Below are 20,121 nucleotides of genomic sequence, written 5' to 3'. Positions count from 1 at the left end.
GAACTGGCGCACACCAGTGCGCGTTCGCTGCTCATGACAGTGCTCGGCGAGTACGTGCTGCCTCGCCAGGAGCCGGTCTGGACGTCGTCGCTGGTCGACGCCCTCGCGTTGTTCAAGGTCGAGGAGAAGTCCGCCCGCCAGGCGCTCGCCCGCGCTTCCGGCGAGGGCTGGCTGAAGTCCGAACGCGCGGGCCGGCGCGTGCGCTGGCTGCTGACCCCGCCGGGACGCCGCCTGCTGAGCGAAGGCGCCGAGCGCATCTACGGCTTCGGCCGGCAGACCGGCGAGTGGGACCGCAGGTGGCTGGTGCTGCTGGTGTCGGTGCCCGAATCCCAGCGCGACCTGCGCCACCGCATGCGCACCCGGCTGAGCTGGGCGGGCTTCGGCTCGCCCGCGCCGGGCGTGTGGATCAGCCCGAACGTCGGCGCGGAACCCGAGGCCGCCCGCCTCGTCGCGGAGCTCACCGACGGCGGGCAGGCCATGTCGTTCGTCGCGAGCTACGCCGAGATCGGCGACGAACAGCAGATGGTCGCCCGCGCCTGGGACCTGCGCGAGCTCGAACACCACTACGAGCGCTTCATCGACGAGTTCACCGGCCTCGCGCCGCGCTCGGGCGAGGCCGTGCTCCTCGCCCAGACCCGCCTGGTGCACGAGTGGCGCCGATTCCCGTTCCTCGACCCCGACCTGCCGCGCAACCTCCTGCCCGACCGATGGAGCGGCACGCAGGCGGCCGAGCTGTTCCACACCCGCCACGCCGAATGGCGCGACGAGGCCCAGGGGCACTGGGACTCCTTCGTCGAGAGCGGCGGCTAGCTCAGCCGCGCGGGTCGTACTCCGCGACCAGCGCCGTGTCCGCGCCGGCCGGGCCGAAAGACATCGCGCCGCCGGGCTGGCCGATGGGCGCGTCGCGGCCGGGCAGGGCCTCGGTGAAAAAGCGGCGGTTGTCCTCGGCGAAGGCGGCGTACTCGTCGGGCACGTGCCGGTCCTGCGAGATCGCCTCGACCGGGCAGGCGGGTTCGCAGTTGCCGCAGTCGATGCACTCGTACGAGTTGATGTAGAGCTTGCGTTCGCCTTCGTAGATGCAGTCGACGGGGCACTCCTCCATGCAGGAGCGGTCGGTGATGTCGATGCAAGGCTCGGCGATGACGTACGGCATGTTCTTCTCTCCCAACGGTTTTTCAGATTCGAGCGGGTTCGTCGGTGGAATGGCCGGGGGACACCGGCGCGGCGGGGTCCAGGTGGTGGGCGGCGTTGTTCACGGCCGTCGCGGCTCCGCCGAAACCGACGGCGATGAGCCGCACTTTGCCGGGGTAGTCGATGATGTCGCCCGCGGCGAAGATGCCGGGGACGGAGGTGGTCATGGCCGCGTCGACCGGGATGTGGCGCCGGTTCTCGACGTCGAAGCCCCACCGCAACAGCGGCCCGAGGTTGGCGGTGAACCCCAGTGCGGCGATGATCCGCCCGCACCGCAGCGTCCGCGCGCCTTCACCGCCCTTGAGCTCGACGCCGGCGACTTCCGGCCCGCCGAGCACCCGCGAAACTTCCGCGTTGACGACCAGCTCCACACCCGGTTCCCGCACGGCCGCGACGGTCGCCGGATGTGCGCGAAAGGTTTCGCGCCGGTGCACGAGCTTCACGGACTTCGCGACCGGGTGCAGCGCGAGTGCCCAGTCGAACGCCGAGTCACCGCCGCCGGCGTAGTCGTCGAGGTGGCGCACGAAGTAGGCCAGGCCGTTGCCCTCGAACGCGGCCGCCGGGACGAGCGGGCGCGGGGTGAAGGTGCCGATGCCGCCGGTCACGATCACCGCGCGCGCCTCGATCCGCGTGCCGAGGTGCGTGGTCACGGCGAACGTGCCCAAACCGCGCTCCAGTACGTCGGCGCGGTGGCCGAGCAGGTAGCGCGGCCCGAACGGCGCGGCCTGCTCCAGCAGCCGCTCGACCAATTCGCGCCCGCGGACGGACGGGAACCCGGCGACGTCGAAGATCTGCTTCTCCGGGTACATCGCGGTGACCTGCCCGCTCGGCTCGGGCAGCGAGTCGACGACCGCGACCGACAGGCCGCGGAAGGCGGCGTAGAGGCCGGTGGGCCCGGCGCCGACCACGAGCACGTCGGCGCTGACGACCGGCGGAGTGTCCGGAGTGGACATTCTGCGCTCCCTCGGTGGGTGCCTCGGGGAAGGTGGACGTACTCGTACTCGAACGGCTGACCGTTGATCCCGTTGCCCGGCGGCGCGACCCAGCTCGCGATCTTGCCGCGCTCGTACACGGGGTGCCTGGTGCGCCGGGTGTCACCAGCGGCTGGATCTACCACGACGACAACAAGAACAGCACCCGGGACCCGGGTGAAGCCATCGCGGACACCGCCGTAAGCCTGGTCGACACCCTGTCCGGCCAGGCGACCGCGACGGGAACCACCGACGCCGACGGGCACGTCTCGTTCGGGCCCGTGCCCGCGGGGCGTTACGACCTAAAGGTGACCGACGGCTGGGTTCCGGCCGACGCGAGCATGTCCGGGATTCAGGCGGGCACGTGCCTGAGCTGCGGCTGGGAATGGTCGAAGGTCTACACGAGGAGCTAGCCTGCAACCGGGCCCGGGTCAGCCTTCTTGGTACCCCGGGCCCGGTTCGGGCGTCACGTTCGCCGTCGTGATTTCGTCGCCGCAGTGCGTGCACGTCAACTGCGGCGCGACGGGCTCACCGCAGGAATGGCGCAGGACCAAGGGCGGCCCGTCGGGCGTCGGCAGGTGCTCGTCGCCCCAGCGCATGAGGATCACCAGTGCCGGGAAGATCTCCTTGCCGGTCGGGGTGAGGCGGTATTCGTGGCGGTCCGGGTCGGTGGCGTAGACCACGCGGTCGAGCACGCCCTGTTCCACGAGCTGTTTGAGCCGCGCCGACAGCGTCGGGCGGGGGATGCCGAGGTTGCGGGCGAACTGGGCGTAGCGCCGGACGCCGAAGAACGCCTCGCGCAGGATCAGCAGCGTCCAGCGCTCGCCGAGCACGTCGAGGGCCCGGCCGACGGACTCGGCCGTGAAGCGGTGCGACCCGGCCGTCACGGGGCCAGCTCGCGCAGCAGTGTGCGGCCGGCCGGGTCTTCCGCCGTGGCCGGGACGAGGCCGACGTGGTCGGCGCCCGCCGCGTGGTAGGCCGCGATGCGTTCGCGCACCTGGGCGGCGGAACCGATCGCCCCGACGTCGGCGACCAGCGAAGGCGGCACCACCAGCGAGGCGCGCTTGGCGCCGGCACGCGCGGCGGCGACGAGCTCGCCGTACCCCAGCTCGGCGAACATCTCGCCGTAGCCGGGCGGGCTCAGGTACACGCCGGCCTGCGCCGCGAGCTGCCGCAGCGTCGCTTCCCCCGGGTTCAACGCGACGGGCACCCAGACGGCCAGCCGCGGCGGCGTGCGGCCCGCGGCGTGCGCCTGACCGTCGATCTCCTTGCGCACGCGCGAAACGTGCGAAGGCGGCACGAGATTCAGCACGACCTCGTCCGCGATCTCCGCGGCCGCCCGCGTCATCGCCGGGCCGAACGCGGCCACCGTGATCGGCACCGGCGCCGGCTCCCTCAGACGGAACCCGTTGCTGCGCACGTGTTTCCCGTGAACCGAGAGGCGCTGTCCCTCGAGGACGGTCCGGACCGCGGCCACGGTCTCCCGCATCCGCAGGGCCGCGTGGTCCCACGGCCGGTCGTGCCAGCCATTGACGATCGCCGGGCTCGACCCACCCAGCGCCAGCCCCACGGGCCTGCGCGCCAGCGCCGCGACCGACGCCACGCCGAGCCCCAGCGCCACCGGCGTCCGCACCCCGAGCGGCAACGGCCCGATCTTCACCCCGATCCGCTCCGTCCGCAGGCCGACGGCCGTCGCGAGCGCGAAAGCGTCGAACGTCGCCATCTCCCCGACCCACAACTCCCCGAACCCATTGCGGTCCGCTTCCACGGCGATGTCCACGGCCTCCGCCGCCGGCCGATCCAGCCAGAACGGCGTGACAACCCCGACCGCGCTCACCGCTGCACCACTCCACTCGCCAAGCCGAGCAACGCCGGCCCGACCCACTCGACCATCACCAGGCCAGCCGCAGCCGGGCAGCCCCGCGACAACGGCGTCACCACACCCACCGCGCTCACCACTGCACCGCCCTGGCGGCCGAACCGAAGAACAGCCCGACGGCCGCAGCGATGCCGACCACCGCAACCAGCCGCCGATCCAGCCAGAACGGCCTCGCCACAACACCCACGCTCACCGCTGCACCACTCCACTCGCCAAGCCGAGCAACGCCGGCCCGACCCACTCGACCATCACCAGGCCAGCCGCCGCCGGGTAGCCCCGCGACAACGGCGTGACAACCCCGATCGCGGTCACAGCTGGGCCGTTTCGGTGGGCAGGCCCAGCAGCAGGCGGCCGGTCAGCTCGAACGTCGCGGGATTCACCTGGAAGTGCGCCGTGGCGGTGTGGGCGTCGCGGAAGCGGCGTTGCAGGGGGGACGTTTCGTAGATCGCCGAGCCGCCGCCGAGGTCGTAAAGGGAGCGCGTGACGTCGGCCGAGGTGCGGACCGCGTGGGTGCACGCGAGGCGCAAGGCGAGGCGAAGGTCTTCCGGCACAACGGAATCAGACAAGGACGCCTGCCAAGCGTCGTCGATCGCGCGGTAGTAGAACTCGCGGGCGGCGCGCAACGAAGCCTCCGCCGAGGCGACCGCGCTCTGCGTTGCCGTGCGTTCGGCGAGGGAGCGACGGGAGCCGCTGGGGTGTTTGGCCGCGGCGAGCTCCACGAACTCCGTGATGGCGCCCCGCGCGTTGCCCAGGGCAGCGGCGGAAATCGACGCGGCGAAGAACCCGAACAGCGGGAACCGGTGCAGCTGTCCGGCACCAACCGGGGGTCCGTCCACAACGGACAGCAGACGGTGGTCGGGCACGAACACCGTGTCGGCGCTCGTGTCGTGGCTGCCGGTGCCGCGCAGGCCCGAGGTGTGCCACGTGTCATGGATTTCCAGCTCGGCCGTGGGAATCGCGGCCACCACGAGCTTCCCGTCGAGCACGACGCCGAGGAAGATCCAGTCCGCGTGCGTCACGCCGCTGCAGAACGACCAGCGTCCCGACACCGTGACCCCACCGTCCACGGCCACGGCCTTGCCGCGCGGCGCCCACACACCGGCGGCGACGGCATCGGGGTCACCGAAGACCTCCTGGCCGCCCTTCTCCGGCAGGTACGCGCCCAGCAGGCTGCTCGTGGCCGCGATCGACACGCACCAGCCCGCCGACGCGTCGGCCTCGGCCACGCGCTCGGCGGCCCCCAGGATCGCCGCCGCGGAAGGTTCCGCGCCACCCAAAGAAGCCGGCAGCCCCGCGCGGAACAGGCCCGAAGCCCGAGCCGCCGACACGACCTCGGGCGCCAGCGCGCGACGCCGTTCGGTTTCGCCGGCGTGCTCCACGGCCGCCGCGGCCACGGGTTGCGCCTTGTCGAGCAGGTCGTCGCGAGTGCCCACTGTCGTCCTCCGACCGGTTCAGGAAACTTACCGGTTCAGAATTTTTACCGACTCGCGAGCGCCTGTCAACGTCCGCTGGTCACGGCACCACGACCACGGGCCAGATCCCCGCGCGCACCAGCCGGTTGCCCACCGAGCCGACGAGCCGGTGCCCGCCCTGCTCCGACGCCCCGACCACGACCATGTCGGCACTCACCTCGAGCGCGGCGTCCTTCAGCTCTGGATAGGCCTCGCCGCGGCGCACCACGAACGTCACCGGCACCCCGAGCTCGTCCGCGCGGTCGTGCAGCCCGGACCGCAGCTCCGAGATCTCCTCGGTGAACGTCTGCTGCTCGACGTCGACCACGGCGGCCGCGGCCAGCCCGGCCCACATCGACGGCGCCGCGACGTACACGACCACCAGCCGCGCCCGCTGGCGCCGGGCCAGGCCCGCCGCGTACGAAGCCGCGCGCAACCCCGTCGGCGATGTGTCCGTGCCGACCAGGATCACGCGCGGTCCGTCAGTTCCCCGTTCGTACGGCCCGGATTCCCACCGCGGGCCGTACTCCTCGACCAGATCTTCCACGAGGCCCATTATGTCCGGAGCGGTCAGGCTTCCCCGGCCACGTTCTCCACCGAGCGGCCCGTGGTGCGCGGGCCGAGGATCGCGATGTCCAGCGCCACCAGCACGAGCGCCGCGCCGATCACCACGAACAGCGTGGTCGCGCCCGAGCTGTCGAGCAGCGGGACCAGCACGAACGGCATCAGGCCACTCGCCAGCCGCGAGATCGAGTACGTGCCGCTCGACGCCGTGGAGCGCAGCGCCGTCGGGAAGATCTCGGCCTGGTAGATGTGGTAGGAGTTCGAGAACACGTTGCTGATCGCCGTGTAGACGAAGCCGAACACGATGGCGAGGGCGATGGAGTTCGCGAGCCCGAACGCGAGGCCGAACACCGCCATCGCGAGCACCGAACCGATGACCAAGTGCTTGCGTTCCAAGCGTTCCACGAGCGGCAGCGACAACGCCGAGCCCACCGGGTAGCCCAGGAACGTCAGCGCGGTGAACAGCAGCGACTGCGAAACCGGGTAGCCCTTCGCGGCGAGCACGAGCGGGACCATCGTGCCGAAGCCGTAGTAGCCGATGGTCTGCAACACGTGGAAGACCGTCATCATGATCGTGCGACGGCGGTACGTCGGCCCGAACAGGTCACGGATCGGCGCGGCCTTGCGCACCGGCTTCTCGACCGACGCGGGTGCGGGCTCCGCGGCCGGGGTCTGACCCGCCTCGGCCTCGAGACCCCGGATCACGGTCTCCGCCTCCTGCGTGCGCCCCACCGAGTGCAGCCAGCGCGGCGACTCCGGCAGGCCGCGGCGCAGCAGGAACACGACGCCGGCGCCGAGCGCGCCGATCACGAACAGCCAGCGCCAGCCGGCGATGCCCAGGAACGACCCCTCCGTGAGCCCCTTCGCCAGGAAGCCGACGACCGGCACGCCGCAGAACGCGAGCGTGTACGCCCACGCGATCAGTTTGCCGCGCTTGCGGGCGGGCAGCAGATCGGTGAGGTAGGTGTCGGCCAGCGGCGGTTCGGCGCCGAGGCCCACGCCGGCGAAGAACCGGGTGATCAGCAGCATGATCGCGTTACCGCTGAACGCGCCGAGCAGCGAGAAGAACGAGTACAGCGCCAGGTTGAGCAGGAACGCGCCGCGCCGGCCGAAGCGGTCGGCCAGGCGGCCGAGCAGCAGCGCGCCGAAGAACATGCCGAGGAACGTCGAGGCCAACAGCGGCGGAAGCGCCGCCTTGCTGAGCTTGAACTCGCTGACCAGCACCGCGCTGATCGTCCCGGTCAGGAACACCTCGTAGAACTCGAAGAACAGACCGAGCCCGACGGCGACGGTCGCGCGCCGGTGGGTGCGGGTGACCGGCAGCCGGTCGAGCCGCGCCGCGACCGCGGCCGTCCCCGGCTCCGCCGTGTCGAGGGGGTTCGCCATCCGTCGTCTCCTTTGACAGTTCATGGCCGCGCGGATCAAGCGTGAGCCAGGATCCACTATGTGATTCGTGCCCCCATGATGTGGCGGTAGGCGCGCGGACGTCAAGAGTCGCGGAGCGTTGTGGATCAGCCTGAGGGGTCGACCGATCGGGACGGATCCGCCCCCGGCAGGCCGCTCACCAGCACGAAGGGTGGCGATCCGCGCGGCCGCATCGCATGACAAGAAATCTTCACTCCGCGACGAATCCGGCGAACCAGCCACAACGGACAGCGAGGCCACTCCCTCGCCCGCCGACCAGCGCAAACTCACCCCGGGGTAGCGCACTCGAGGGGATCAGAGTTCGTGAAGGCGACCTTCACGAATCAGGCAGCGGTAGCGCCAGCCGATGACGTTGCGGGCCATTCCCCCCGGGTATCCGCGCCCGCCCACCACGCAACAACCGATCGACCAGTGCCGCCGCCGCGATACATGTGCCGAAGACGAGGTCATCCCCTGCGCCCGAAGCCCCAGCCGGCGAGGTCGCAGGTCATCCCCTGCGCGGTACCCACGCTGGCCCAACGCCGCGGCCCGCACTCCACCCACCGCGACACTTCCTCTGAAGTCAACAGCTGCCGCGGCGGCCGGAAACTCAGCCTCATGACGTCGCGGCTCGTCCCCGCCGAGCACCCCGCGCTCCTCCCAGGCCGCAACAGCCGCTCCATCAGCACAGCCGACCCCGACAAATCCGCCGAAGACAACCGCCGCAGCGGCCGAAGTCAGCCGATGACGTCGCGGGCCATTCCCGCGCGGTATCCCAGCCGTTCCGACGCCGCGGCCGCCGCCTCGAGTACCAGCGGCGCCAGGCGTGGCACGTCGGCCGACGTCATGCGCTGCGTCGGCGCGCCGATGCCGATCACGGCGCTCAGCTCGCCCGTCAGGCCGAACACCGGTGCGCTCAGCGAGGCCGCGCCGAGGTCGCGTTCCTCGAAGCTGCTGGCGTAGCCGTCGGCGCGGACCTGGGCGAGCTGCTGGTTGAGCAGGTCGATGTCGACGATCGTGTGCTCGGTGAAGCGCGCCAGGCCATGGCCGACGGCGTCACGCAGCGCCAGCCGGTCCCACGCCAGGAAGACCTTCCCGGCCGAGCCGGCGTGCAGCGGCATCACCATGCCGACCACGAACAGCCGGATCACGGGGTGGCGCGACTCGGCCAGCGACACCACCGTGCGGAAAGCGCCGTCGCGCACGTACAGGCAGGCCGTCTCGCCCGAGTCGTCGCGCAGTTTGTGCAGCACGGGACGCACGAGCCGCACCAGATCCAGCCCGAAGGTGCCCGGCGCGGCCCAGCGCACGAGACCGAGCCCGACGCGGTAGGTGTCGTCGTACCGGTCGAGGAAGCCTTCGCGCACGAGGTTGTGCACCAGCCGCTGGCAGGTGCTCGCCGGCAGGCCGGTGGCGCGGGTGATCTGCTGCAGGGTCAGCTCGGGCTCCTCGATCGTGAACGACTCGAGGATCTGCTTGAACTTCCGCAGCACCAGCACCGGCGCGGTGCCGCCCCGCTCTTCCGCCATCGCCGCCCCGCTTCTGTGACCCACCCGACTGTTTCGCCGAGTGTAGTCAGCCTCGATCGTCTTGACGCCGACACGCGCACCCGTATTCTGGGTTTGCAACTCACTATGTGGTTGGAGCGTGATCATGAGCAATCGAGGCCCTCTCACCGGGGTGCGGGTGGTCGAACTGGGCAACTTCGTCGCCGCGCCCACCGCCGGCAGACTGCTGGCCGACTTCGGCGCCGACGTCGTGAAGGTCGAGCGCCCGGGCAGCGGCGACGAGCTGCGCCGCTGGCGCCTGCACGCGGGTGACACCTCCCTGCTCTTCCGCACGCTGGGCCGGAACAAGCGTTCCGTCACGCTCGACCTGCGCTCGCCGGAGGGCCAGGACGTCGCGCGCAAGCTCATCGCGAAGGCCGACGTCGTCCTCGAGAACTTCCGCCCCGGCACGCTCGAACGCTGGGGCCTGGGCCCGGACGAACTCAAGCAGCTCAACCCCGGCCTCGTCCTCGTGCGCGTGTCCGGCTACGGCCAGACCGGCCCGTACCGCGACCGGCCGGGCTTCGGCGGCGTCGCCGAAGCCGTCGGCGGCCTGCGCGCGCTCACCGGCTATCCGGACCGCCCGCCGACGCGCGTCGGCGTGAGCCTCGCCGATTCCGTCGCCGGTCTGTACGCCGTGATCGGCGCGCTGATGGGCCTGCTGCGCCGCGAACGCGAGGGTGGCGGGGGCGAGACCGTCGACGTCGCGCTGTACGAGGCCGTCTACTCGCTGATGGAATCGCTCGTCCCGGACTTCGACGCGTTCGGCGTGGTCCGCGAGCCCGCCGGCTCGGCGCTGCCCGGCATCGCGCCGTCGAACACCTACCGCTGCGGCGACGGCAAGTACATCGTCGTGAGCGGCAACGGCGACGCCATCTTCCGCCGCCTCGCCCACGCCATCGGCCGCCCCGATCTCGCCGACGACCCGGCGCTGGCCGACAACGCCGGCCGCGTCGCCAACTCCGCCCGCCTCGACCAGGTCATCGGCGACTGGGCGCAGGGCCGTTCGCAGGAAGCCGCCGAGACGACGCTGCGTGCCGCCGACGTGCCCTGCGGCCCCATCCTCACCGCCGAGGACATCACCAAGGACCCGCACTTCGAGGCCCGCGGCATGCACCAGCGCCGGACCGTGCGCATCGACGACAACGACGTCGAGGTCACCTTCCCCGGCGTCGTCCCCGCGCTCGGCGAGCACCCGGGCAGCGTGCGGACGCTCGGGCCGGAGCTCGGCGAGCACACCGAAGACGTGCTGGCCGAGCTCGGCTTCGACGACGAGGCCCGCGCGCGCCTGCGCGCCGGCGGCGTGATCTGACCCTTTCGCACAGACCGAGAACAAAGGAGACCCACCATGGACGAGGTCCTCATCACCGAGGTCGTGCTGCGCGACGGCCTGCAGGACGAAGCCCGCACCGTGCCCACCCCCGACAAGCTCCGCCTCGCCCGCGGCCTCATCGACGCCGGATTCCGCGCACTCGAGGTCGGCTCTTTCGTCTCGAAGCGCCGCGTGCCGCAGATGGCCGACACCGACGAACTCCTGCGCACGCTGGACCCCGCGACGAGCCCCGCCACCCTCCACACGCTGGTCTTCACCGAGCGCGGCGCCCAGCAGGCCGTGGAGGCCGGCGCCCGCTCCGTGCGGCTCGTGGTCTCCGCGAGCGACGGCCACAGCTCGGCCAACGCCGGCGTGCCCACCGAAGGCGCGCTGGCCCGGCTCGAGAGCTGCGCCGAGATCCTCACCGCCGCGGACGTCGCCATCGAGGCGACCATCGCGACCGCCTTCGTCTGCCCGTTCGACGGCGACACCGACCCCGCGCGCACCGCCGCAACCGCGGCGCGCCTGGCCAAGCTCGGCGCCGGCGTGCTGCACCTCGCCGACACCATCGGCGCGGCGAACCCGAGCCTGCTGCGCCGCGGGATCGAAGCCGTGCGCGACGCGGTGCCCGACCTGCCGCTCGGCCTGCACCTGCACGACACCTACGGCTTCGCCGCCGCCAACGCGTGGGAGGGCCTGCGGCTCGGCATCCGCCGCTTCGACTCGTCGCTCGGCGGGATCGGCGGCTGCCCCTTCGCGCCCGGGGCCTCGGGCAACATCGCCACCGACGACCTCGTGCACCTGCTTCACCGCGAAGGCATCGCCACCGGCCTCGACGTCGCGAAGCTGGCCAGCCTGCGTGACGAGGTCCGGCTCGCCGTCGGGCACGAGCTCGGCTCGGCGCTCTCGTCGGTTCCTGCCGCACCCGCCGCGCTCGTCTGAAAATTCCCGTCCCGCCGGATTCCTGGTCATTCGGAGTACCGGAGCTGAGCCGATTGCTGGTAGCGTGCCCGCACCTGAACGCGCGTCCGGTACCCACCGGGGAGCGCAACGCGCGCGGCGGTGAGGCGGATCGCAATGCGAGACGATGTGGTCGAGGCGAGCTCGACCGTCGGGCACCCGCCCGACGCGGTGTGGCAGATCGTCGGCTCTCCCGAGCTCTATCCGAGATTCCTGCCGGCGATCAGCTGGTGCGAGGTGACCGAGGCCCCGCTGCGCGCGCGTGGCCCGCGCTGCCTGATCAGGCTGGCTCCCGACCGGGAAACGTTGGTGGAAGGCACCATCCACGCGGTGGTGTACCGGCCCGGCGAACACGTGGTGTGGTGCGGGCTGCCCGACGAGCGCAACTGGGTCTCGTTCGAGCTGCGCGCGCTCGCGGGCGGGGCGACGGAGATCGTGCTGCGCCTGATGCTCCCGTCGCTGCCGCCCGAGCACCACGACCTGCTCTCCCGCTCGGCGGTCAAGGGCATGCTGAAGGAACTGACGCGGCGGATCGAGCTGCAGCTGTCCGGCGAAGCCGCCGAGCCGCCGGAGTACGACCGCGCGACGACGCTGCGCACGGCCAACACGCTGGTGCGCGCGGGCGTGCTCGTGGCGGGCCGGCCGGACAAGGTCGCGAAGCAGCTCAACTCGCTTTCGCAGTGGGGCGCCACGATCGCCGGCGGCTACCTCGCGGCGACCGCGCGCGGCGCCGACGACATCGCCGTGCACGACGAACGCAACAGCCGCTCCTTCCGCGACATCGACGAGCGCAGCAACCAGCTGGCCAACTCCCTGGCGAAGCTGGACGTGCGCCCGGGCCAGCGCGTGGCGCTGATGTGCCGCAACCACGCGGCGATGGTCGAGGCGTTCGTCGGCTGCAGCAAGCTCGGCGTGGACGTGGTGCTGCTCAACACCGGCCTGTCGCCCTCCGCGGTGGAAGACGTGCTCACCGAGCACCAGCCCGCCGCGGTGCTGGCCGACGACGAGTTCGCGCAGACGATCGCAGGAGTGCAGGGCGACTTTCCCCGCGTCAGCACGTGGGACGACGCCGAGCAGGGCTACCGCACCGTCGACGAGCTCATCCACGACGCCTCCGCCGCGCGGCCGAAGCCGGCCAAACGGCCGGGCCAGATCGTGGTGCTCACCTCCGGCACCACCGGCACCCCGAAGGGCGCACGCCGGCCGACTCCGAAGGGCCTGAGCACCGCGGCGAGCATCCTCGCGCGGATTCCCTTGCGGGCACGGGACAAGATCGCCGTCGCGGCACCGCTGTTCCACAGCTGGGGTCTGGCCGCGTTGCAGGTCGGGATGTCGGTGCGGGCGGAGCTGTCGCTGATCCGCCGGTTCGACGCGGAGCAGACGCTGCGGATGATCGCCGAGCACCGCTGCGACGCGCTGTTCGCCGTGCCGATCATGTTGCAGCGCATCCACGAGCTGCCCGAGCGCGTGCGCGGCCGCTACGATCTGTCGTCACTGCGGATCGTGGCCAGCAGCGGTTCGGCGATGTCGGGCTCGTTCGTCACGTCGTTCATGGACACCTACGGCGACATCCTCTACAACTTCTACGGCTCCACCGAGGTTTCCTGGGCCAGCATCGCCGACCCGGTCGACCTGCGCGCCGCGCCGACCACCGCCGGCCGCTGCCCGCCCGGCACCCGCATCGCCATCCTCGACGACGAGCGCCGCCCCGTGCCGCCCGGCGACGAGGGCCAGATCTTCGTCGGCAACGACATGCTCTTCGACGGCTACACCAACGGCTCCAGCGTGCCGCGCTCGAAGGACCTGATGGCCACCGGCGACGTCGGCTACCAGGACGCGGCCGGCCGGCTGTTCGTCACCGGCCGCGCCGACGAGATGATCGTGTCCGGCGGCGAGAACGTGTTCCCGCGCCCGGTGGAGGAGGCGCTGGTCGCGTTGCCCGGCGTCTACGAGGCGGCCGTGGTGGGCGTGCCGGACGAGGAGTTCGGCCAGCGCCTCGCGGCGTACGTCGTGCTCCGCCGCGGCGCGCGTATGCACGCCGAGGACGTGCGACACTACATCCACCAGAAGCTGGCGCGCTTCGCCGTGCCGCGCGATGTGTACTTCGTGCCGGAGCTCCCGCGCAACGCCACGGGCAAGATCCTCAAGCGGATGCTCAACGACGACCTTTGGCCGCTGCCGCAGGCTTGAGTTCTAGTCGTCGTCGCGCCCGCTGTACCGGCGGGCGATGATCGGCGGGAGGGTGAGCAGCAGCAAGGCGTAGTAGCCCAGTGCCGGCCGGATCGCGCCGATCACGAACGCGATCGCCAGCGCCGCGACGGACAGCACGTTGTTGGCCAGCCACCGATCCGACACGGCCCCCTCGCGGGTGGCGACGTTCGGATCCCGCCGGACGATCAGCACGAGCACCGTCTGGCATGCGCTGCTGACGAGGATCGTGCCGATGTAGAACAACGTGGTGAAGCGGTCCGTGCCGAACTGGCCGGTGAGCTCCGTCGGAAACGGCAGTACCGCGATGGTGAAGAGCCAGCAGAAGTTCGTGAGCGCGAGCGCCCCGCTGTAGGCGCGGACTTCCTCGAAGATGCGGTGGTGGCCCCACCACATCCGCGCGATCACCACGAAACTCAGCACAAAGCTGAAGATCTGGTTCCAGTGCTCCAGCACGGCATCGACGGCGTCCTTGTGCTCCGCCGCCATCTCGGGCACCAGATCGGTGAGCGGCAGCACGAGCAACGTCAACGCGATGGCCACCACGGCGTCGCTGAAGAACACGAGCCGCTCGGGTGATTTCGTCCTCTCCGCATTGCTCTCCACCCTGTGATCCAACCACTTCACGTCGGGTTCGTGAATCTGGGGCAAGGGTGTCTATTCAGGACAGTCACGTCCGCAGAGCGGTAGCCGCCGTGGCCGTGACCGCCTCCGCCAAAGCAGCCAGCGCGGGTGAGTCCAGCTTCCACTGTTGCCAGTACAGCGGCACATCCGCCGGCCGGTCGGGCGCCAGATCCACCAAAGCGTCCGCCGAAGAGGACCCCCGCGTCTGGAGTTCCGGCACCATCCCCCAGCCCAGGCCGGCGGTGACGGCGTCCGCGAAGGACTGCGACGAAGGCACGTAGTGGCGGGCGCCGCGCGGCAGCGAACGGCGGGTGAGGGTGCGCAGGAAGCGGTCCTGGAGGTCGTCCTTGCGGTCGAAGAGCACGGCGGGCGCCTCGGCCAGCGCGGAAGCCAGGGGGCGGTCCGCGAGCCAGCGTGCGACGAAAGCCGGGGAGGCCATGGCGCGGTAGCGCATCAGCCCCAGGCGCGTTGAAGTGCAGCCCTGCACCGGGTGGGGCGCGGACGTGACGGCGGCCATCACGAGGCCCTCACGCAGGAGGGTGGCGGTGTGGTCCTGGTCGTTGCTGCGGAGGTCGAAGGACACGCCGGGCACGGCGGCCAGCGCGGGGAGGAACCACGTGGCCAGGGAGTCGGCGTTGACGGCGATGGGGAGGTTCACCGGGCCCACGACGCCCACCAGGCCGAGTTCCGCGCGGGTGTCCTCCTCCAGGCGCGTGAGCTGGCGGGCGAACCGTACGACGACCTGGCCCGAGTCGGTGAGCCGCACGGGTTTCGTCCGCAGGATGAGCACGCGGCCCAGGCGTTGTTCGAGCGCCTTCACGCGCTGGCTGACGGCCGACGGCGTCACGCGCAGCACGGCGGCCGCGCGGTCGAAGGACTGCTCGTCGACCACAGCGAGGAGCGTCCGGACCTGGTCGAGAGGGAGATCTGAGATCACGGCATCTAATGTTACGTAAGAATCTTTAGCTGGCCTAACCTGAAGATCTCGCCTTACGGTCGAAGGCGTGGTTCCCGCACTCGCCGCCGGCTTCGGTACCGGTCTTTCGCTCATCGTCGCCATCGGGGCGCAGAACACGTTCGTGCTGCAGCAAGGGTTGCGCGGTGGGGCGGTCAAACGACTGATCGTGGTGTGCGCGCTGTCGGACGTCGTGCTGATCGCCGTGGGGGTGAGCGGGATCGGCGCCGTGTTGCAGCGCTGGCCGGCGGCGATCACGGCGATCGGGGTCGTCGGTGGGGCGTTCCTGGTGACGTACGGGTTCCTCGCGGCGCGGCGCGCGATGAAGCCCGGCACGCTGACGACAAGCGCACTCGAGCCCGTTTCCCCGCAGCGCACGGTGCTCACCGGCCTCGCGCTGACCTGGCTCAACCCCCACGTCTACCTCGACACCGTGCTCCTGCTCGGCTCGGTGGCGGCCGGCCAGGGCGGTGGTCGCTCGGTCTTCGGCGTCGGCGCGGCGCTGGCGAGCGCCGTCTGGTTCAGCGCGCTGGGCCTGGGCGCGCGCCGGCTCGCAGGGGTGTTCGCGCGGCCGGCCGCGTGGCGGATCCTCGACGGGCTGATCGCCGTGACGATGACCGCGCTCGGCGTCTCGATGGTGCTCAGCCGGCTCGCCTGAAATCGGCAAGAAGACCAACGCGCCCAAAACGTGAACAATAAGACCGATGAGACATTTGGCGTTGATAATAACTCTGACTCAGAGCTAACGTCGAAGGCATGACCCCACCTCCCGACCTCGCCGAGCGGCTGATGTCCGCCGTGCAGGGCATCCGCCGCGTCGTGCGGCGACGGGTGCGCGCCGAAGTGCCCGGCCCTCCCCTGCCCGGCGCGCAGGTCGAGCTGCTGCGAGTGGTCGACCGGCTGCCCGGCATCGGCGTCGCCGCCGCGGCGCGCGAGCTGAGCCTCGCCGGCAACTCCGTGAGCACGCTCGTGAACCTCCTCGTCGAAGCCGGGATGCTGCGCCGCGACGTGGACCCGGCCGACCGGCGCGCCGCGCAGCTGGAGGTGACCGAGGCCGCGCGCGAGCGCATGGCGACCTGGCGCAAGGCCCGGACCGGGCTGGTCTCGGCCGCGCTCACACAGCTGTCCGAAGAGGACACCGTGTCGATCACCGCGGCCCTGCCCGCGCTGGAGAAGCTGATGGACGCCCTGAAGGAGGAGGCATGAGCGCCCCGGAAACCGATCGCGAAGCCGGGCCCGAACCCGCCGTCAGGTGCACCGGCCTGTTCCACTCGTTCGGCACCACGAAGGCCGTCGACGGCGTCGACCTGGAGATCGTGCCGGGCGAGATCTTCGGCCTGCTCGGCCCGAACGGCGCCGGCAAGACCACCACCATCCGCATGATCACCACTCTGCTGCCGCTCGACGCGGGCGCCATCACCGTGTTCGGCGTCGACGTCACGCGCCGCCGCATGGCCGTGCGCCGCCTGATCGGGTACGTGCCCCAGCAGCTCTCGGCCGACGGCGCGCTCACCGGACGCGAGAACGTGTCGCTGTTCGCGCGGCTGTTCGACGTCCCCCGCTCCCGCCGCGCCGACGAGGTCCATCGCGCACTCGACCTGGTGGGCCTGCTGAATGAAGCCGAACGGCCCGCGGGCGGCTACTCCGGCGGCATGATCCGCCGGCTCGAGCTGGCGCAGGCGCTGGTGAGCTCACCCCGGCTGCTCGTGCTCGACGAGCCGACCGTGGGCCTCGACCCGGTGGCGCGCTCGGCGGTGTGGGACCGCATCACCGAGATCCGCGCGCGCACCGGCATGACCGTGCTCGTCACGACCCACTACATGGACGAGGCCGAGCAGTACTGCGACCGCGTCGCCCTGATGCACGCCGGCCGCGTCCGCGCGCTCGGCACCCCCGCCGAGCTCGAGGCGGAGCTCGGCCCGGACTCCACTTTGGACGACGTGTTCCGGTCGATGACCGGCGACGCGCTGCAGAGCGAAACAGGAGGGATGCGCAATGTCCGCGCCACTCGCCGCACCGCCCGCCGTCTCGGCTGACCCGGGACCGCTGGAACAACTGCGCATCCTGCTCTCCCGCATCGGCGCGATGTGCCTGGTGGAGCTGCAGAAGCTGCGCCGCGACCAGTCCGAGCTGATCACCCGCGCGATCCAGCCCGCGCTGTGGCTGCTGATCTTCGGCGAGACGTTCACGCGGATCCACGCGATCCCGACCGGCTCGATCCCGTACCTCGACTACCTCGCGCCCGGCATCCTCGCGCAGTCGGCGTTGTTCATCTCCATCTTCTACGGCATCCAGATCATCTGGGAACGCGACGCGGGCGTGCTCGCGAAGCTGCTCGTCACGCCGACGCCGCGGGCCGCGCTCGTGGCGGGCAAGGCGTTCGCGGCCGGGCTGCGCGCGCTCGTGCAGGCACTGATGGTGCTCGTGCTCTCGGCCATTCTCGGCGTGGGCCTCACCGCGAACCCGCTGCGGCTGCTGGGCATGGTCGTGATCGTGATCCTCGGTTCGGCGTTCTTCTGCTGCTTCTCCATCGTGATCGCCGGCATCGTGCTCTCCCGCGAGCGGCTGATGGGGATCGGGCAGGCCATCACCATGCCGTTGTTCTTCGGGTCCAACGCCCTCTACCCAGTGGAGCTGATGCCCGGCTGGCTGAAGGTGCTCAGCCACCTCAACCCGCTGAGCTACCAGGTCGACGCCCTTCGCGGACTTCTCATCGGCACTCCGGCCAACCTCGGGCTGGACTTCGGCGTCCTAGTGGGTGCGACCGCCCTGGCGATCGGCGTCGCATCGGCTCTGCTCGGGAGGTTGGCTCGATGACAAGTTCTGCTTTACCCACCGTATTCACACGAGCTCGGTCGTAGGTTGGGGACCGTGGGAAAAGGCAAGGGGGTAGCCCCGTTCCTCGGATTGTGCGTGCTCGCAGGCGTTCTCGTCGCGGGCACGATGGCACCGGTCGCCATCGGCGCGGGTGTTTTGTCCAATCAGGTCAGTGACTCCGTCGACGCGATCTCCGCGGGCCTGGAGCACGCGGACCCGCCACTCGTGACGACGGTGACGGACCGGAACGGCAGTACGATCGCGACTTTGTACGCGCAGTACCGCATTCCGGTCACCGCGGCGCAGATCTCACCGGCGATGAAGGCCGCGATCGTCGACATCGAGGACCGCCGCTTCTACACCGAAGGCGGTGTGGACCCGCAGGGCATGCTGCGGGCGGCGGTGAACGACAGCTCGGGTGGAGACCTACAGGGCGCGTCGACGATCACGCAGCAGTACGTGAAGAACTACCTCATCAACGTCGTCGATCGCAACGACAAGACGGCACAGGACAAGGACCGCGAAGACTCGTTGGCCCGCAAGCTGCGCGAGGCCAAGATGGCCGTGCAGATCAGCCAGACCGTGTCCAAGAACGACGTGCTCGCCGACTACCTGAACGTGGTGGAGTACACCGGCACCGTCTACGGCATCGGCGCGGCCGCGGAAGCGTATTTCGGGACCACAGCGGACAAACTGACCGTGCCGCAGGCCGCGCTGCTGGCGGGCATGGTGAACAACCCGAGCGTCTACAATCCGTACACGCATCCGGACAACGCGCTCAAGCGGCGCAACACCGTCATCGATTCCATGGTCACGGCCAAGTCCATCCCCGCTTCCTTCGCCGCCACCGCGAAAGCGACACCGCTCGGCGTGGTCGGCACGCGCCCGGCCGCGCCGTCGAGCACGTGCCTGGGCGCGGCACCCGACGCCGGGTTCTTCTGCGCGTACGCGGTGAATTACCTCAAGCAGGCCGGGTTCACCGTCGACCAGCTCGACACCGGCGGCTACGTCATCAAGACCACGATGGACCCGCACGTGAGCCAGGTCGTGAAGGACGCGGTGGACGCCAACGTGCCGACGACGCAGGACGGCGTGGCCAACACGTTCGCCGTGGTGCAGCCGGGCGCGAGCGGGCACCAGGTGCTCGCGATGGTCGCCAACCGCAACTACGGCACCGATCCGGCCCAGGGCGAGACGTCCACGAACATCGTGGCCGACGCGAGCAACAAGTTCGGCGCCGGTTCGTCGTTCAAGATCTTCACCTCGGCCGCCGCGATGGTGGCGGGCAAGGCGGGGCTGAACACGCCGCTGCCCAACCCGTTCAGCAACTGCTTCACCCCGCCGAACGCGAACAAGTACACGCCGTGTTACTCGGTGAGCAACGACGGCACCAGCTACCCCGACCCGATCTCGCTCGCCAGCGGCCTGGCGACGTCGCCGAACGTCGCGTTCGTGGGGCTCGAGTCGCAGGTCGGCATGCCCGCCGTGCTGGACATGGCCCGCAAGCTGGGGCTGCGCAACACCCTCGCCACCAACGACGCGGGCAACCCGCCGATCACCGACCCGTCGGACTCGCGGTCGAAGAACCCGCAGTACGACGAGCCGCAGTCGCAGTACTTCCAGAACCTGCTCTCGTTCACCCTCGGCAACAGCCCGGTGAGCCCGCTGGAGATGGCGAACGTCTCGGCGACGCTGATGAGCGGCGGCACGTGGTGCCCGCCCAACCCGATCCTGTCGGTGACCGACCGCAACGGCCAGGCTGTGCCCGTGAAGCAGCAGGGGTGCGAGCAGGTGATCCCGACGGGCGTCGCCAACACATTGGAGGCCGGGCTTTCGCAGGACACCACGGTGGGCACCTCGGCCGCCGCCGCGCACTCGGCCGGCTGGACGCGCCCGGACATCGGCAAGACGGGGACCACGCAGCTGTCGGAATCGGTCGCGTTCGTCGGCGGGGTGGACAACTTCGCCGTGTCGTCCATGGTCTTCGCCGACGGCCCGCACCCGGAGGAGATCTGCCCCGGCACCCCGGTGCACCTCGGCAACTGCGGCCACGGCGCGTTCGGTGGCACGGTGGCGGCCCCGCCGTACTTCCACGCGATGAGCACGCTGCTGGCGGGTGTCCCCGACACCCCGATCCCGCCGCCGGACCCGCAGTACCTCGACGCGCGGAACTGAACCCCCGCCGCACTCCCCCTGACGTCGGCTCGACCGGCTCGTTGACCCGGTTTCGCACGCCGT

At 70.8% G+C, this 20,121-nt stretch carries 22 protein-coding genes; 10 read left to right on the top strand and 12 right to left on the bottom strand.

Features of this window, described 5'->3' with window-relative positions; genetic code table 11:
- The first annotated feature begins 3 nt into the window (after positions 1 to 3).
- On the top strand, positions 4 to 810 hold the full coding sequence (locus AB0M56_RS38110) for a PaaX family transcriptional regulator C-terminal domain-containing protein (protein ID WP_364185548.1): 807 nt from the start codon (positions 4 to 6) through the stop codon (positions 808 to 810).
- A 1-nt stretch (position 811) separates the two neighbouring features.
- Here the strand turns inward: AB0M56_RS38110 and fdxA are convergent, their stop codons facing one another.
- Positions 812 to 1,153 (bottom strand): ferredoxin, encoded by a 342-nt coding sequence (gene fdxA, locus AB0M56_RS38105; protein WP_364185414.1) that lies wholly within the window; start codon positions 1,151 to 1,153, stop codon positions 812 to 814.
- A 22-nt stretch (positions 1,154 to 1,175) separates the two neighbouring features.
- Positions 1,176 to 2,144 carry an NAD(P)/FAD-dependent oxidoreductase gene (locus AB0M56_RS38100; RefSeq protein ID WP_364185413.1) on the bottom strand — a complete coding sequence of 323 codons (969 nt, stop codon included), beginning with the start codon at positions 2,142 to 2,144 and terminating at the stop codon, positions 1,176 to 1,178.
- Positions 2,145 to 2,266: 122 nt separating this feature from the next.
- Between AB0M56_RS38100 and AB0M56_RS38095 the strand changes: the two genes are divergently transcribed.
- Positions 2,267 to 2,575: an SdrD B-like domain-containing protein gene (locus AB0M56_RS38095; protein ID WP_364185546.1), complete on the top strand. Its 309-nt coding sequence runs from the start codon at positions 2,267 to 2,269 to the stop codon at positions 2,573 to 2,575.
- An 18-nt stretch (positions 2,576 to 2,593) separates the two neighbouring features.
- On the opposite strand, the gene AB0M56_RS38090 is transcribed toward AB0M56_RS38095, so the two are convergent.
- The 8 genes from AB0M56_RS38090 to AB0M56_RS38055 form a co-directional block, all read right to left on the bottom strand.
- A complete protein-coding gene (locus AB0M56_RS38090; protein WP_364185411.1) occupies positions 2,594 to 3,049 on the bottom strand; it encodes a helix-turn-helix domain-containing protein in 456 nt (151 codons plus the stop codon).
- A complete protein-coding gene (locus tag AB0M56_RS38085) occupies positions 3,046 to 3,999 on the bottom strand; it encodes an LLM class F420-dependent oxidoreductase (protein ID WP_364185410.1) in 954 nt (317 codons plus the stop codon). Before AB0M56_RS38085 ends, AB0M56_RS38090 begins: the two co-directional genes overlap by 4 nt.
- A complete protein-coding gene (locus AB0M56_RS38080; RefSeq protein WP_364185408.1) occupies positions 3,996 to 4,118 on the bottom strand; it encodes a hypothetical protein in 123 nt (40 codons plus the stop codon). Before AB0M56_RS38080 ends, AB0M56_RS38085 begins: the two co-directional genes overlap by 4 nt.
- A gap of 112 nt (positions 4,119 to 4,230) precedes the next feature.
- Positions 4,231 to 4,353 (bottom strand): hypothetical protein, encoded by a 123-nt coding sequence (locus AB0M56_RS38075; RefSeq protein ID WP_364185407.1) that lies wholly within the window; start codon positions 4,351 to 4,353, stop codon positions 4,231 to 4,233.
- A complete protein-coding gene (locus AB0M56_RS38070; protein WP_364185405.1) occupies positions 4,350 to 5,474 on the bottom strand; it encodes an acyl-CoA dehydrogenase family protein in 1,125 nt (374 codons plus the stop codon). Before AB0M56_RS38070 ends, AB0M56_RS38075 begins: the two co-directional genes overlap by 4 nt.
- A gap of 79 nt (positions 5,475 to 5,553) precedes the next feature.
- A complete protein-coding gene (locus AB0M56_RS38065) occupies positions 5,554 to 6,048 on the bottom strand; it encodes a universal stress protein (protein WP_364185403.1) in 495 nt (164 codons plus the stop codon).
- A 14-nt stretch (positions 6,049 to 6,062) separates the two neighbouring features.
- Positions 6,063 to 7,442 (bottom strand): MFS transporter, encoded by a 1,380-nt coding sequence (locus tag AB0M56_RS38060; protein WP_364185401.1) that lies wholly within the window; start codon positions 7,440 to 7,442, stop codon positions 6,063 to 6,065.
- A gap of 755 nt (positions 7,443 to 8,197) precedes the next feature.
- A complete protein-coding gene (locus AB0M56_RS38055; protein ID WP_364185399.1) occupies positions 8,198 to 8,989 on the bottom strand; it encodes an IclR family transcriptional regulator in 792 nt (263 codons plus the stop codon).
- Positions 8,990 to 9,113: 124 nt separating this feature from the next.
- Between AB0M56_RS38055 and AB0M56_RS38050 the strand changes: the two genes are divergently transcribed.
- From AB0M56_RS38050 to AB0M56_RS38040, 3 genes are all read left to right on the top strand, one after another.
- Positions 9,114 to 10,319, top strand: coding sequence for a CaiB/BaiF CoA-transferase family protein (locus AB0M56_RS38050; protein WP_220238964.1), 1,206 nt, complete (start codon positions 9,114 to 9,116; stop codon positions 10,317 to 10,319).
- Between the two features lie 36 nt (positions 10,320 to 10,355).
- On the top strand, positions 10,356 to 11,261 hold the full coding sequence (locus tag AB0M56_RS38045; protein ID WP_364185398.1) for a hydroxymethylglutaryl-CoA lyase: 906 nt from the start codon (positions 10,356 to 10,358) through the stop codon (positions 11,259 to 11,261).
- A gap of 135 nt (positions 11,262 to 11,396) precedes the next feature.
- Positions 11,397 to 13,469 carry an AMP-binding protein gene (locus tag AB0M56_RS38040; RefSeq protein WP_364185396.1) on the top strand — a complete coding sequence of 691 codons (2,073 nt, stop codon included), beginning with the start codon at positions 11,397 to 11,399 and terminating at the stop codon, positions 13,467 to 13,469.
- A 3-nt stretch (positions 13,470 to 13,472) separates the two neighbouring features.
- Here AB0M56_RS38040 and AB0M56_RS38035 read toward each other — a convergent pair whose 3' ends face one another.
- Positions 13,473 to 14,093: a TMEM175 family protein gene (locus AB0M56_RS38035; protein ID WP_364185394.1), complete on the bottom strand. Its 621-nt coding sequence runs from the start codon at positions 14,091 to 14,093 to the stop codon at positions 13,473 to 13,475.
- 64 nt (positions 14,094 to 14,157) lie between these two features.
- Positions 14,158 to 15,048 (bottom strand): LysR family transcriptional regulator ArgP, encoded by an 891-nt coding sequence (locus AB0M56_RS38030; protein ID WP_364185392.1) that lies wholly within the window; start codon positions 15,046 to 15,048, stop codon positions 14,158 to 14,160.
- A 67-nt stretch (positions 15,049 to 15,115) separates the two neighbouring features.
- Here AB0M56_RS38030 and AB0M56_RS38025 point away from each other — a divergent pair, with 67 nt between their 5' ends.
- The 5 genes from AB0M56_RS38025 to AB0M56_RS38005 all read left to right on the top strand — a co-directional run bounded on the left by AB0M56_RS38025 (position 15,116) and on the right by AB0M56_RS38005 (position 20,058).
- On the top strand, positions 15,116 to 15,724 hold the full coding sequence (locus AB0M56_RS38025) for a LysE family transporter (RefSeq protein ID WP_364185391.1): 609 nt from the start codon (positions 15,116 to 15,118) through the stop codon (positions 15,722 to 15,724).
- Between the two features lie 98 nt (positions 15,725 to 15,822).
- Complete coding sequence (locus tag AB0M56_RS38020; RefSeq protein WP_364185389.1) at positions 15,823 to 16,272, top strand: MarR family winged helix-turn-helix transcriptional regulator; 450 nt, start codon at positions 15,823 to 15,825, stop codon at positions 16,270 to 16,272.
- Positions 16,269 to 17,102 (top strand): ATP-binding cassette domain-containing protein, encoded by an 834-nt coding sequence (locus tag AB0M56_RS38015; RefSeq protein WP_364185388.1) that lies wholly within the window; start codon positions 16,269 to 16,271, stop codon positions 17,100 to 17,102. Before AB0M56_RS38020 ends, AB0M56_RS38015 begins: the two co-directional genes overlap by 4 nt.
- Complete coding sequence (locus AB0M56_RS38010; RefSeq protein ID WP_364185386.1) at positions 17,062 to 17,883, top strand: ABC transporter permease; 822 nt, start codon at positions 17,062 to 17,064, stop codon at positions 17,881 to 17,883. The genes AB0M56_RS38015 and AB0M56_RS38010 overlap by 41 nt, the downstream gene beginning before the upstream one ends.
- A 126-nt stretch (positions 17,884 to 18,009) precedes the next feature.
- Positions 18,010 to 20,058 carry a transglycosylase domain-containing protein gene (locus tag AB0M56_RS38005; protein ID WP_364185544.1) on the top strand — a complete coding sequence of 683 codons (2,049 nt, stop codon included), beginning with the start codon at positions 18,010 to 18,012 and terminating at the stop codon, positions 20,056 to 20,058.
- Positions 20,059 to 20,121 lie beyond the last annotated feature (63 nt).

The organism is Amycolatopsis sp. NPDC051372, assembly GCF_040682095.1.
Classification (GTDB): domain Bacteria; phylum Actinomycetota; class Actinomycetes; order Mycobacteriales; family Pseudonocardiaceae; genus Amycolatopsis.
Note: the sequence above shows the minus strand (reverse complement) of the source record. Positions and strands in the feature narration are given on the sequence as shown.